Consider the following 13445-nt stretch of genomic DNA (forward strand, 5'->3'; position numbering starts at 1 on the left):
CCCCGTTATTGCCGTTTAGCTTCTGTTCCGTCGCTGCCAAAAGTCTCTCACGCTTCTATGCCACCGCCTCGAAATAGCGCTGGAATTCTTCCCGGAGTTCCTCCTCATTCGAGGTATCCGGCTGCTTCCTGTATTCAATTGCCCGCTTTGCGCGCTCGAATGCCTTGCCTTCGAGCTCCGGCGTACACGATGCAACTGCCCGCATCTGATCCATGATGCCATGGCAATGAAGCACGATATCGAGTCCGGCGGCAAAGATTGCTTTGGTGCGGTCGAAATAATCCCCAGAAAGTGCGTTCATGGAGATGTCGTCGCTCATCAGCAGCCCGTCGAAGCCAATATGGCCACGTATAACCTCTTCGACAACCTTTCCCGAGGTCGTCGCCGGATTCTTCGGGTCTATGGCGGAGAAGATCACATGCGCGCTCATCGCCATCGGCAAATCCGCAAGAGCGCGGAACGGGGCGAAATCATGCTCGGCCAACGCATCGAATGGTGTCGTTACTGTCGGCAGCTCATGATGCGTATCGGCAAACGCGCGGCCGTGGCCCGGCATGTGCTTCATAACCGGCAACATGCCGCCGGCGATCAGTCCGTCCGCTGCGGCGCGGCCCATTGCCGTGACGATCTCAGGCTCCTTGCCATAGGCACGGCTGCCGATGACCTCGTTTGCGCCCTCGACCGGAACATCGAGTACAGGCAGGCAGTCAACATCGATCCCGCGTTTCAGAAGGTCGAAGGCGTGCAGGCGTGACAAAAGCCAGGCAGCGCGCAGCCCCTCTTCCTCATTCTCGCGATAAAGCGCTCCGAGAGCCGAACCGGAAGGATAGTTGGGCGCCAGCGGTGGACGCAGGCGCTGCACGCGCCCGCCCTCCTGATCAATCAGCACGAGCGCATCCTCGCGATCGACGAGATCGCGCAAGTGCGCGCACAGATCCTCGATCTGCGCCGGTTCGCTGACGTTGCGGGCGAAGAGAATAAAACCCCACGGGCGTTCGTCGCGGAAAAACGCAATTTCGTCTGGGGTCAGTTTCAAACCGGCAGTGCCGGCAATCCATGCTTTTGATTCGCTCATGCGAGAAGTCTACTTCCTCAATCCAAAAAAGGAAAAGGCGGCCGGAGCCGCCTTGTCTCATTCGTTGTAGTGCCGATCACTGCGTGACGAAGCAACTGCCACCGGCAGACTTGTATTTCGTGCACAGATTGATCGCGTCAGCCTTGGATCCTGCCGGGATGCGTACCCGGAAGAACGTGCCCTTGCCGGCAATCTCGGCCTGTTTGATATCAACGCCGCGACCGCCGATCACACCCGCATATTTCTGCGAGAGCGATGCGTAGGTCTTCTGCGCGCCCTCGACGTTTGGCTGCGATGCGATCTGGATCAGGTAGCTGCCCGCTGCCGGGGCAGCAGAGGCGACCTGCTGTCCTGCGGCATTCTTTGGTGGCACGCGGTCGACGATGTCGACCGGCTGATCGGCGGGGCGATCGACAACCGGTGCATTCCGAGGCGCCGCCGATACGGAGGCGACCGTTTCCTGCGTGATCTTCTTGGTCTCAACCGCCTTCGGCGCAACTTTTGCGGCGACGGGTGCCTTGGCGGGCTTTGCCGGCTCCGATGCAGCGGCCTGCGCCGGGGCGGCAGGTGCATCATTGCTCTCGACCAGATCGCCAATGGCATCGTCACCCGAGGTATCGGCCATCTGCGACGCGGTCGGAGCGTCGTTCGCTACAGCTGCAGCCGCCGGACGATCGACCGGGGCAGCGGCTGGACCGCTGCTGAGCGCCTGATCATTCTGCGGGATGGATGCAACCATCGTTCCGTCCGGCTTGACGACCATGGTCTGGACCTTGCGCGGCGCCAGCGTATTCGTATTGGCCGCCGGCTGCTGATCGTTGGCGGCGATATCCTGCTCGGCCGGATCGACCCGTGCATCGACCTTGTCGGTCGCCGGGTCCTCGGCATCTTCATCGGCGGCCAGATCGACCGGATCTTCACGCGTGGTCACGAGCTGATCCTGCTTCGGCGCCGTCGGTGCAGCCGTTGCATCCTTATCGTAGACTGCCTTGTCCTGATTGGGCACGATTGCAGTACTGGTCGTCTCGGGTTGAACCTTGATCGGCGTCTTGTCGGCCATGATCACGACCGGGTCACCGCCCGCACCGCCGGTCCATTTATAGGCAACGGCGCCCGCGACGGCGACGAGCACCACGGCAGCGGCCACACCCGGCACAAACAGGCTGCTGCAGCGCTTCGCCTGCTTTTCGCCGTAAGGCGTTGCGGCGATATCGACATTGTCGCGGCGCGGATCGTAGCCGAAGTCATTGTCGTCCTCGGGACCATAGGCCGGCGTTTGATGCTGGCGGGCACCGGCGGCTGCCGCACCCATGGCGGCGACACCAGCGGCGGCCGCATAACCAGCCGCACTATACTGGCCCTGCTCCGCCTTGTTGCCAAACACATCGGCAAAGATGTCGGCATATTCGTCTTCTTCGGGCTCGGCTTTCGCCGCAGGTTCCTCAGCGACTGACTGGCTCGAACGCACCTCTTCGGCCTCGATCGATCCGAAGACTTCGGCAAATTCACTCTCGAGCTCGCCGAGCGCATGATGTTCGGGAGCATCGTCCTCGTAGTGCACTTCCGGCAGGTCGAGCGCTTCGGTGAAATCGACGCGATTTTCCGTTACCGAGATCGTGTCGACGTCAGGGGCGGCATCGATCGCCGATGCGGCCCGGTCGAGTTCATCGGCGTAGTCATGCAGATCGTGAACTTCGGGAAGCTTCGGAGCGCTCGCGACCGGCATCGCTACCGGAACTTCGATCTGCTCGCGGACGGGGGCCACTTCTGCAGCCGGCTCGACAGCCTGATAGAGCGGGAATACCGGCTGGCTCTCGGCAACTTCTTCCTCGGCCTCGGCCGAAACGTCGAAATCGTCGAACGCCGCCATCAATGCCTCAGAGTCGAACTCGTCCTCAGCGGCTTGGGGCTGCTCATCGGTGGCTTCGTAGCTCTGCTGCGTCGGTTCCGGCGCGTTGTAGGCGACCGGTTCGGGCGCACTGTAAACGGCAGGCTCCGGGGCTGGCTGGTGAGCGGCCGGCTGCTGATAGGACATCGCCCGAGCAATCGACGGGGCGGGATGCTCCGCACGGCCGGTCATCTGCGCCTGCGATCCATAACCCCAGGAGGCAGTTGCCGAACGCTGCACCACGGGTTGCGGCGATCCAGCGAGAAGGTTCTCAAGTTCGTCTTCGAGGCTCATCGATGGCGCATCGACCACCGAACGGCCCTCGCCTGCCTCATTGTCCGCATAAGAAAGGTCGGGCTCGTAATCGGCATAGTCCGGTTCGGCATAGGCTGCGAGGGGTCCTGACGCCGCTTCATGATGGCCGTAATTCGGATCGCCCGCGAGTTCGCGCTCTATGGCTTCCTGAAAATCGTCGACCGCATGGCGATCGTCATCCGCCTGCTGCTGGTGATCAGGAACTTTCGCGGCGGACTGCACGGGCGCAGGCTCGTCGAAGCCTCCCATGAGTTCGCGTTCGAGGTCCAAGGCAAAGGCGTCGTTCGACGCGGCATCATGCCCTTCATCGGGCGTTCCCATGATACGGGAAAGCTCCATCAAAGGATCGTCATTGCCGAATCGCGAATCGTCCTGCCGGTGAGAACGCTGAATAATATTGTCCGCCATAGCGTTAATCCTGTACTCAACTGTGGGACGTCCGCAAACGTCTCGCATTGGCCTTACCAGCGCAATGTGGGCAAAAGTTGTCAGAATTGCTACGCTTTTCGGCGGTTTATACCGTGTTATACCCGCTTTTAGCGCATTTCGGTCGGAGCGTCCGCACCTATTATTGTCAATCCGGACGCCAAGACTTTCGAAACAACCTGAACCAGCCCTAGCCTGGCTTCTGACAAGTTTGGATCGTTAACCTTAATAAAACGTAAGTCCGGATTTTCCGTGCCTCTGTTCCACTGCGTATGCAGCGCGCTGGCAAGGTCATAAAGGTAGAATGCGAGCCGGTGCGGCTCCTGATGCAGCGCCGCTGTCTCGATCAGCCGGGGATATTCGGCCAGCTTGCGGATGAGCGCGATTTCGCTCTCGTCGGTCAGCAAACCGAAGTGCTTTGCACTGCCCGCCAATGCTTCTTCGCCAATATTCATCTGCTCCATCGCCTGCCGGAAAACCGAGTGGCAGCGGGCCGAGGCGTACTGCACATAGAACACCGGATTGTCCTTCGAATGCTCTGTCACCTTGGCAAAATCGAAGTCGAGCGGCGCATCGTTCTTCCGGTAGAGCATCATGAAGCGGACGGGATCGCGTCCCACCTCCTCGACGACATCGCGTAGTGTCACGAACTCGCCGGAACGCTTCGACATGCGAACAGGTTCGCCATCGCGAAAGAGCTTTACCAACTGGCAGATGAGCACCGTAAGCTTGGCCGTGCCGCCTGAAACGGCGCGCGCCAGCGACTCGAGCCGCTTGATATAGCCGCCATGATCGGCGCCCAGCACATAGATCATCTCGTCGAAATGACGGTCATACTTGTCCTTGAAGTAAGCGACATCGGCGGCGAAGTAAGTGAACTGCCCGTCAGACTTTACCAGCGGCCGGTCGATGTCATCGCCGACATCGGTCGAACGGAACAGAGTCTGCTCACGATCTTCCCAATCTTCCGGAAGCTGGCCCTTCGGCGGCGGTAGTTTGCCCTTGTAGACATGACCCTTCAACGTCAGGTCGTTGATCGCCGACCGGATCAGCTTCGCATTGTTCGCATGCAGCGTCCGCTCCGAGAAGAACACGTCGTGATGCACATTCAGCGAAGCAAGATCATCGCGGATCATCGCCATCATGGCATCGATCGTCCGGTTCTTGACGATGGCAAGGGCCTCTTCTTCCGGCATTTCCAGGAGTTTGGTGCCGAAATCGCTGGCCAGCGCCTGGCCGACGGGAACGAGATAGTCGCCCGGATAGAGCCCGGCGGGAATTTCGCCGATCTGCTCGCCAAGCGCTTCGCGGTAGCGCAACATCACCGAGTTTGCCAGAACGTCGATCTGCGACCCGGCATCATTGACGTAATATTCCTTGGTGACGTCATAGCCAGCAAACTTGAGAAGATTCGCCAGGGTGTCACCGACGACGGCGCCGCGGCAGTGGCCGACATGCATCGGTCCCGTCGGATTGGCCGAAACATACTCGACATTGACGCGGTGCCCGTAGCCAAGCTGCGAGCGTCCATAATTGAGGCCGGCGCCTTGCATGATCGCCAACTGCCGGTGCCAATAGGAGTCTTTCAATCGCAGGTTGATAAAGCCCGGCCCCGCGACATCGACGCTGCCGACATCGGGATCGCTCTTCAGCGCCTCGCCTATCCGCACGGCGAGTTCGCGCGGATTCTGCCCAACCGTCTTGGAAAGAACCATGGCGGCATTGGTCGCGATATCTCCGTGGCTCGGATCGCGCGGCGGCTCGACGCCCACGCGGGACAGATCGATTTCGCTGCCTTGCGCAGTCTTGAGTTCAAGCGCTTGCAGGGCTTTTTTTATCCGCGCGTCGAAATCGGCGAAGATGTTCATGACGTCATACTCGTTTGGGTTTTAGCAGGGTCTAGCGGCTAGCTACCGCAATTTGCGCCCGCATTAAGCTAAATCGGGCGTATGGTCAAACAGGCGTCGGTGTTCTCGCACAGCATAGGTGTCGGTCATGCCCGCAAGAAAATCGGCGACGAGCCGGGCCCGCATGGTCGCATCCCCCTGTTCACCCTCCTCCCGCCAGCCCTCGGGCATCGATTGCGGGTCGGCGAGGTAGGCATCGAAAAGCTCGCGTACAATCCTGTCCGCCGATCTGCGCACCCGCATGACGCTGTCGTGGAAGTAGAGATTTTTGTAGAGAAATGCCTTCAGCGATTTCTCCTCTTCCCGCATCGAAGCGGAGAACCCGACAATGGCACGACCCGCGGCGTGGACATCGCCAATATTGCGCGGCCTGACCGCGTCAAGGTTTGCCTGTGCCGCCCGAATGACATCTTCAACCATGATCGTGATCTGACGCCGCACGATCTCGTGCGACGTGCGCACATCGTCAAGCGATGGGTATTTCTGCCGGACCGCCCGCAGGATGCCGCCGGTAATGGCGACATCTTCCAGCCTGTCGAGCGAGAGGAGGCCGGAACGCAACCCGTCATCGATGTCGTGGGCATTATAGGCGATATCATCGGCAATCGCCGCGCACTGCGCCTCAAGCGAAGTGAAGTTCGCAAGTTCGAGGTCGAACCTTGCATTGAACTCCACAATTGGCGCGGGGACAGGATGCTCGAGCCCCTCGCCCTTTGCATTCGTCAGCGGTCCATTGTGCTTGACCAGCCCTTCCAGGGTTTCCCAAGTGAGGTTCAGCCCGTCGAAATCGGCATAGCGTTTTTCAAGGTTCGTCACGATCCGCAGTGACTGGGCATTGTGGTCGAAACCGCCAAAATCGCGCATCCTTTCGTTGAGCGCATCTTCGCCCGTGTGGCCGAACGGCGTATGGCCAAAATCGTGGACCAGCGCGATTGCCTCGGCGAGATCCTCGTCGAGCCGCATCGAGCGCGCCAGCGCCCGCGCGATCTGCGCAACCTCTATGGTATGTGTCAGGCGCGTGCGGTAGTGGTCGCCCTCATGGGCGATGAACACCTGCGTCTTGTGCTTCAACCGGCGAAAAGCCGTCGAGTGAATGATCCGGTCGCGATCGCGCTGAAAAACCGTACGCGTCGGGCTTTCGCTTTCAGCTACCAGCCGTCCGCGGCTCTTTTCGGGGTCGCACGCATAGGGCGCCCTTTCCCTATAGCCGAACCCGATACCCTGCATGGACATTCTCGAACTTCCCTCACGCGCAGCTTCCAGTTGGCAGGAACCTGCGCGCCGTTGACTTCACAGTCGTCAATTCTTAGCTATGCTATATGATGAATGGCAAGGTGTGACATGATAATGTCGAACCGGCCAAACAGGGTGCGGAGTAATCCGCGAAGGAAGCTTAAGCGAATGACCGAAGCCGTAAACATTTCCGTATCCGATGCCGCTGCAAAGCGCATATCGGCTATCCTGAAATCCGATCCCGAGAAGACGGCGCTGCGCATCTCGGTCGAGGGTGGCGGCTGCTCCGGGTTCTCCTATAAATACGATCTGGTCGATGCCCAGGATGTAGACGATATCGTCATTGAAAAGCTCGGCGCGAAGGTGCTGATCGACGCGATTTCCCTGCCCTATATCGGCGGTTCGGAGATCGACTTCGTCGACGACCTGATGGGTCAGTCGTTCCAGATACGCAATCCCAACGCCACGGCGTCCTGCGGCTGCGGAACGAGTTTCGCAATCTGAATTCCTGTTATTGCCGCCGTCGCAACCCAGAGCGGATCTCATGAAAATCGTTACCTGGAACATCAACGGCGCCAAGGCGCGCATCGACGTCCTGACAACATGGCTGCAGGAATCCAATCCTGACATCGTCTGCCTGCAGGAAATCAAATCTGTCGATGATTCCTTTCCACGCTTCGAGATCGAAGCGCTCGGCTATCATGTCGAAACGCACGGCCAGAAGGGCTTCAACGGCGTCGCGATTCTCTCCAAGAAATCGCCAGATGAGGTGACGCGCGGACTTCCGGGTGATGACAGTGACGAACAGGCCCGGTTCATCGAGGCGGTGTTCTCGACCGAGCGAGGCGCGTTGCGCGTCGTCTCGCTTTATCTGCCGAACGGCAATCCCATCAACACGGAAAAATTCCCATACAAGCTGAACTGGATGGCGCGACTTGAACGCTGGGCCGAAGCGAGGCTGGCGCTCGAAGAGCCGCTGATCCTCGCTGGCGACTACAACGTCATCCCCGAACCCATTGATGCAAAAAACCCCGAAGTCTGGGTAAACGATGCGCTGTTCCAGCCGGAAACCCGTCAGGCGTTCCGCCGCCTCGAAAACCTCGGATTTACGGATGCCGTTCGCAATGTCAGTGAAGAAGCGGGCATTTATACCTTCTGGGACTACCAGGCCGGCGCCTGGCAAAAAAATAACGGCATCCGCATCGATCACCTGATGCTGTCGCCGGAAGCAACCAATCTCCTCGAATCCGCAACCATCGAGAAGCATGTGCGTGCCTGGGAAAAGCCGTCCGACCACGTACCCGTAGCGATTTCAATCGCCTAGCATCAAGTATCGGTAACGCGCCGGATAATATTTCTGAAACAAACCTGAAATATTTCTGAAACAATTTTTTTAGAAGCGTGCCGCATCACGCACGCCTCCAAGTCCACATAAACTATAGTCGCATTGACGCATTGACGTGACGTTCCGTATGGGGTGCGCACAATTGCGGCAATCTTTACGCCGTCCATTTCAAGCAAGCATTTTGCATCTGAACTTTATGACGACTGGAGATTGAACTTGAGCGATAATCGCACGCACAGGCAGATGAGCCGCCGCAAATTCATGGAAATGATGGGTGTGAGCGCGGGCGGCGTCGCGGGGCTGAGCATGTTGCCGCCGGCCATCCAGCAGGCGCTGGCAATCGAGCCCAACAATGCGACCGGCACAATCAGGGATGTCGAGCATGTCGTGATCATGATGCAGGAGAACCGGTCGTTCAATCACTACTTCGGAACCTATAACGGTGTACGCGGCTTTACCGACCCGCGGCCCGTGGTCTCTCCAACTACCGGCAAGGACGTATTCCGTCAGCCGATTACCGATAGTCTTTCCAATAAGGACGGGAAGCGCTGCGGCGTGCCCTTGGGGACGAGCGAAGTCCTGCCCTACCCGATCGATTACGACAAGACCGGCGAAGGCCTGCGCGGCACTGACCATGGCGTCAACAGCGGCCAGTCCTGCTGGAATCACGGCCGCTACGACAATTGGATCGCCGCTAAAGGCGATGTCCTGACGATGAGCTACCTGCGCCACAAGGACGTAAGCTATCACCGCTATCTCGCCAACGCCTTCACCGTTTGCGATCATTACTTCGTATCCTGCCATGGCGATACGATACCGAACCGCCAATTTCTGGTGTCAGGCGCCGCCGCCAATCCTGCCTTGAAAAATCCGAAGGTGATCTGGCCGTCGTGGGACAAGACACCAGCCGTGCGCGTAGTCTCCGACTGGACGACCTATCCCGAGCGCATCGAGAAATTCAATGCGGAGCAGAGCAATCCTGGACGGAAGATCACCTGGCGCACCTACCAGGGCGGCACAGGCAAACCGGGCGAGCCGACCGATTGCTACGAGGAAAACAACCTTGCCTATTTTGCTGCCTATAACGACCAGCCCGTGAAGGGGTGCTACTGGGTGGATGGCGTCTGCTACAAGGATGGCAAGGTATATACTGGCAGCCTGGACAATCTTCCGACGCTCGTCCGAAACGGCGTCACCAACCGCTCGATCGCGCAGATGCGTGAGGATGTCCTCAACAATCGGTTGCCCAATATCTCATGGGTCGTGGCACCGTATAAGAACTGCGAACACCCATCCGCGACAGTCACAGACGGTGCGTACTATATCAACGAGGTCCTGAGCGCGCTCGTCGCCAATCCCGAGGTGTGGAGCAAGACGATTTTCCTGCTCAACTACGACGAGAACGACGGCCTGTTCGACCACGTCGTGCCACCCATGCCTGTCGATGAAAAGGGCCCGGGCAAGATGTCGCCCTCGCTGCTGAATGGCCTCGACCGCGAACTGTATAACCACGAGAAAGAATGGGTCGGTCAATATATCGGCTTCGGACCGCGTGTGCCGATGCTGGTGGTCTCGCCATGGAGCAAGGGCGGCTGGGTGTGCTCGGAAGTATTTGACCACACCTCCACATTGCGCTTCCTCGAAGCGCGTTTCGGCCTGGAGAGCGACAAGACGGGCGTGGAAAACCCGCTCTATGAGAGCAATATCACGCCGTGGCGCCGGGCGATCGCCGGCGATCTTACCTCGGCGTTCGACTTCGCCAAGAATGATGCTGCCTTCGTGGCCTATCCGAAAGGCGGACCATTCGTGAACAAGAGCGGAAAATTTCCTCCGAACGTGCCGCTCACGAATGCCATGCCGAAACTGGAAAACCCGGTCACGACATTCGGCACCGACAATACCAGCAATCCCGATTTCTCCCGGAAATCCAGGCCACTCCCCTACGAGTTCCACGTCAACGGGCATTTGGATGCTGCAAAAAAACAGCTGGTGGTCGATTTCGTCAACGCGGGCAAAGCGGGCAGCTGTTTCTACGCCTACGACTATGTGCTCAAGGATCAAAAGCCGCGCCGCTATTCGGTGATCAGGGGGGAACCGTTGCAGGATGCGTGGGATGTGACCGACAAGGGCTATAACCTCGCCATCCATGGGCCGAACGGCTATCTGCGCCAGTTCAAGGGCGCCCTGACAGCCGAACTCGAAGTCGATCCTGAAGTCGAAATCCTGTATCAGGTAAACGGTGACGTGACGCTCAAGTTGGTCAATGCCGGAACAAAGGACCAGACTCTCAAAATTACGGTTCTTTATGACAAGATCGGATCGGCCGATCGCACCCCTTCAACGAAAATGCGCCCGCTCAAGCTTCTGACCTGCGTTCCGCAGTTCGAGGAGATCAAAACTCGGTCAGGCTGGTACGATATTACGGTGGAATTGGTCAATGAAAGCGGCAAGTCCGACGGCATCTATCTGCGCCGGTTTGCAGGTCATGTCGAAACGGGCGCCGCAAGCGTCACCGACCCGTTCCTGACCTTCAACAATGTGGAGACGGCTTAGGCGAGAATTGACCTGCCCGGGCAATTTTGTGCGGGCAGGTTTCAGAAATCGCCGGTCTTGATGATGTCTTCGGCAAGCACCATGGCTGTTCGCCGGTCGGCTTCGTCGGAGATCGAGAATGCCTGTTCCTGGATATCGCCGATCCAGGCGCGATCCTGCTTGCTCGCGTGTTCGAGCGCAGCGGTCATCATGGCGAGGCCGCGTACGGTCTTGCCGGCCTGGAACAGAAGATTGCCGAGCATCGCCTGCGCGCCGGCATTGCCTTTCTGCGCGGCGAGACGGAACCAGCGGGCGGCCTGGTTGGGATTGGACTGTCCGCCCTCGCCCTTCATCAGCATCTTGCCGAGTTCGAACTGGGCGTCGGAATCACCGAAGTTGGATGCCGCCTGCATGTAAAGATCGCGGGCAGCGCTTGGATTAGCCCCGACCGGTGAGTTCGGGATGCCGCGCTTCAGGTAGCCTGCAAGCGCCACAAGGGCGTCAGCGACGTAGCTCTCGTTCTGCGTTCCCTGGTCAGCGCCCTCGCGAATGACCTGCTCGAACATCTGGTAGGCCTGGTAGTCGTCTTCCTTGACGCCGTCGCCCTCGGCATACATGCGGGCAAGTTTCCAGTTGGCGCCCTGATGGCCCTTTTCCGCGGCAAAGCGCAACGCTTTGACTGCCTCGTCCTTGTGGCCGTTCTTATAGGCTGAAAAACCGAATTTGAAGAGCGCGAAGGGACTGGAATCCTCCTTCACTTCATTCTGTGTATCGAATGCAAAGCAGGGCGCCGTCATGGCGCTCATCAGAAGGCCAATCCCGATCAGGGGTGCACGAAGACGATCAGCAATGACCATGGCAGCAATCTTCCTTCGCCCGGATCAGTTGTGTCGCTGCATCAATGCGCGCCATTGCAACCTTGCGGGCCCAATCCCCGCCGCGCTGCTCTGACAGGGCAGCCATGGCCGGAACCTCAATATCCTGCACATCATTCCAGCAATCATTTGACAGATTTCCGGCAATACTGGGGCTGTCAGTAAAATGATGGCGAAACGTCAGACGACGATCTGAAAAACTGCCATGCGGAATAAGTATTGCGTCCATCATTTCCCCGTGCGGAACATCAGCACTATTACTCGATGTTTTTCCGCCGCCCATTCGAGGTGCGCTGGGTTTGTGGCGCAAAATGGGCAAATTTGTTCCCCGAACCCGTGCGGAAGATCATGCCGGACAAGTGTTGCTGAATCGTCACAAAATCAGTGACCTAGCACACATGGCGCAACAAAAAGCCCGGCACATGGCCGGGCTCTTGGGGGTGCGTGGGTCTGATCAGAACTTGACCTTGCCGGAGATGGACAGAGCAGTTACAAGGTCATCGCCGAAGTCATAGGACACATCGGTGCCGCAGGTCTGATTGCCCGGGCATGCCGTAGGGCCGTAGGAACCGGAGGTAAGCATACCGACAGCGCCGCCCACACGCAGCTCGACATTCTTGTTGGGAGCGTAGGCAACACCGCTCGACAGAAGATAGGTATCCGTCTGGGTGGTCAGGCCCGTTGACGTGCCGCGGTCCCAGCTGAGCTGCGCTGAGGCCGACCATTGATCGTTGAACTTGTGGCCAAGGCCCGCAGAGACAGTCCAGCCATCCTGGAACATCAGGTCAAGCGAGGTCAGGCGGAATGGTGAGCTCGGACCGCACGAACCAAGCGACTTGGTTGAAGTCGGGCAAAAGGCGATGACTTCGAGAACGCTCCAGTCTACCCACTTCACCGTACCGAAGGCGAGCCAGTCCGGAGCAATACCGGTCTGCCAGTTGAACTGGACCGACTGCGGCATGGTCGCGGTGCCGTAGACATCCGTGATCCGGCCGACGAAGGGATTGCGTAGCGCGCCGGCCATGACGCCAGGAATTTCCGTCAGGTCGACCGTGCCATTGATCTGGCCGAGATCGATCTCGGCATTATAGATCAGGCTGGCGCGAAACGCGTATTCGGGAATTTCGTAGGCAGCACCAACGCGCCAGCCAACACCGTCTGCCTCAAGATCAAGAAGTCCACTTCCGTCAAAGCCGGCAGCCGCAGGTCCAAGTGCTCCCTGAATAATGGCCGGCCCAAGAACGAGGCGGCGCTTGAAGCCGGAGACTTCCTGGTACGACACGCCGCCGATGGCACGCAGTTGGCCTTTGCCAACGTCAAAGCGATAGGAGCAGGTCAGGCCATAATCATGGCTGCGGATCTTTGTCTCGATGTTCTGGTTGGCGCCTACCCAATCATAGCCGGGGTCGGTGTGAACGCCCCACGGTTCGGCGTAGCTGGCAAGACAGTCGGCATCGTCGGTAAGGCCGACCTTCACGCCAAAACGCGGAACGGTATAGTCCGGCGTTTCGTCCACGGACGTCGCGCCGCCGCCAATACCGTTCGATCCAAGACCGTCGCGCGGGTTGGTATCAACCGCATTCTTGATCCGCCGTTCCGGCATCACATAGATGGCGCCGGCTTCCGAAGCGAAGCGGCCCGGTTCGAACAACAGATCCCAGTTATAACCTCCGCGCTCGAGCCCCCCGGCCTGAGCAGCGGAGGCCACACTTGCCAAGAGCAATGCCCCGCCCACGATTTTCGATATTGCCCCTGACATAAAACCCCTCCCGAAGTCCAAAAAGCACGCTGAACATCAATACGGTTCAGCAGAATTGTTACTAATACGTAATAGGTAACAAAGCTCGCA

At 58.8% G+C, this 13445-nt stretch carries 10 protein-coding genes; 3 read left to right on the forward strand and 7 right to left on the reverse strand.

Annotated features, from left to right (window positions below):
• Positions 1 to 55 precede the first annotated feature (55 nt).
• From nagZ to HQ945_RS08160, 4 genes are all read right to left on the reverse strand, one after another.
• Positions 56 to 1075, reverse strand: coding sequence for a beta-N-acetylhexosaminidase (nagZ, locus tag HQ945_RS08145; RefSeq protein WP_027231481.1), 1020 nt, complete (start codon positions 1073 to 1075; stop codon positions 56 to 58).
• Positions 1076 to 1151: 76 nt separating this feature from the next.
• Positions 1152 to 3686: an SPOR domain-containing protein gene (locus HQ945_RS08150; RefSeq protein WP_162737187.1), complete on the reverse strand. Its 2535-nt coding sequence runs from the start codon at positions 3684 to 3686 to the stop codon at positions 1152 to 1154.
• Positions 3687 to 3814: 128 nt separating this feature from the next.
• Positions 3815 to 5572 carry an arginine--tRNA ligase gene (gene argS / locus HQ945_RS08155; RefSeq protein ID WP_174207899.1) on the reverse strand — a complete coding sequence of 586 codons (1758 nt, stop codon included), beginning with the start codon at positions 5570 to 5572 and terminating at the stop codon, positions 3815 to 3817.
• Between the two features lie 63 nt (positions 5573 to 5635).
• On the reverse strand, positions 5636 to 6844 hold the full coding sequence (locus tag HQ945_RS08160; RefSeq protein WP_113280706.1) for a deoxyguanosinetriphosphate triphosphohydrolase: 1209 nt from the start codon (positions 6842 to 6844) through the stop codon (positions 5636 to 5638).
• Between the two features lie 168 nt (positions 6845 to 7012).
• Between HQ945_RS08160 and erpA the strand changes: the two genes are divergently transcribed.
• From erpA to HQ945_RS08175, 3 genes are all read left to right on the forward strand, one after another.
• Positions 7013 to 7348, forward strand: a complete 336-nt coding sequence (erpA, locus tag HQ945_RS08165; RefSeq protein ID WP_113280705.1) for an iron-sulfur cluster insertion protein ErpA — start codon at positions 7013 to 7015, stop codon at positions 7346 to 7348.
• A 40-nt stretch (positions 7349 to 7388) separates the two neighbouring features.
• Positions 7389 to 8168: an exodeoxyribonuclease III gene (gene xth / locus HQ945_RS08170; protein WP_036814313.1), complete on the forward strand. Its 780-nt coding sequence runs from the start codon at positions 7389 to 7391 to the stop codon at positions 8166 to 8168.
• A 237-nt stretch (positions 8169 to 8405) separates the two neighbouring features.
• Complete coding sequence (locus HQ945_RS08175) at positions 8406 to 10742, forward strand: phosphocholine-specific phospholipase C (protein ID WP_162737186.1); 2337 nt, start codon at positions 8406 to 8408, stop codon at positions 10740 to 10742.
• 41 nt (positions 10743 to 10783) lie between these two features.
• Here the strand turns inward: HQ945_RS08175 and HQ945_RS08180 are convergent, their stop codons facing one another.
• The 3 genes from HQ945_RS08180 to HQ945_RS08190 all read right to left on the reverse strand — a co-directional run bounded on the left by HQ945_RS08180 (position 10784) and on the right by HQ945_RS08190 (position 13355).
• Positions 10784 to 11578 (reverse strand): tetratricopeptide repeat protein, encoded by a 795-nt coding sequence (locus HQ945_RS08180; protein WP_036814315.1) that lies wholly within the window; start codon positions 11576 to 11578, stop codon positions 10784 to 10786.
• On the reverse strand, positions 11565 to 11915 hold the full coding sequence (locus HQ945_RS08185; protein ID WP_153669261.1) for a hypothetical protein: 351 nt from the start codon (positions 11913 to 11915) through the stop codon (positions 11565 to 11567). The genes HQ945_RS08180 and HQ945_RS08185 overlap by 14 nt, the downstream gene beginning before the upstream one ends.
• A 135-nt stretch (positions 11916 to 12050) precedes the next feature.
• A complete protein-coding gene (locus HQ945_RS08190; RefSeq protein WP_036814316.1) occupies positions 12051 to 13355 on the reverse strand; it encodes an OmpP1/FadL family transporter in 1305 nt (434 codons plus the stop codon).
• Between the last annotated feature and the right edge of the window lie 90 nt (positions 13356 to 13445).

It is taken from the genome of Phyllobacterium pellucidum (genome assembly GCF_013327855.1).
GTDB classification, from domain to species: domain Bacteria; phylum Pseudomonadota; class Alphaproteobacteria; order Rhizobiales; family Rhizobiaceae; genus Phyllobacterium; species Phyllobacterium pellucidum.

Excerpts from the sequence above, each read along its gene's own strand:
- HQ945_RS08160 (WP_113280706.1), bottom strand. The coding sequence starts at position 6,844 with ATGTCCATGCAGGGTATCGGGTTCGGCTATAGGGAAAGGGCGCCCTAT.
- xth (WP_036814313.1), top strand. The coding sequence starts at position 7,389 with ATGAAAATCGTTACCTGGAACATCAACGGCGCCAAGGCGCGCATCGAC.
- HQ945_RS08150 (WP_162737187.1), bottom strand. The coding sequence starts at position 3,686 with ATGGCGGACAATATTATTCAGCGTTCTCACCGGCAGGACGATTCGCGA.
- HQ945_RS08190 (WP_036814316.1), bottom strand. The coding sequence starts at position 13,355 with ATGTCAGGGGCAATATCGAAAATCGTGGGCGGGGCATTGCTCTTGGCA.
- erpA (WP_113280705.1), top strand. The coding sequence starts at position 7,013 with ATGACCGAAGCCGTAAACATTTCCGTATCCGATGCCGCTGCAAAGCGC.
- HQ945_RS08180 (WP_036814315.1), bottom strand. The coding sequence starts at position 11,578 with ATGGTCATTGCTGATCGTCTTCGTGCACCCCTGATCGGGATTGGCCTT.
- argS (WP_174207899.1), bottom strand. The coding sequence starts at position 5,572 with ATGAACATCTTCGCCGATTTCGACGCGCGGATAAAAAAAGCCCTGCAA.
- nagZ (WP_027231481.1), bottom strand. The coding sequence starts at position 1,075 with ATGAGCGAATCAAAAGCATGGATTGCCGGCACTGCCGGTTTGAAACTG.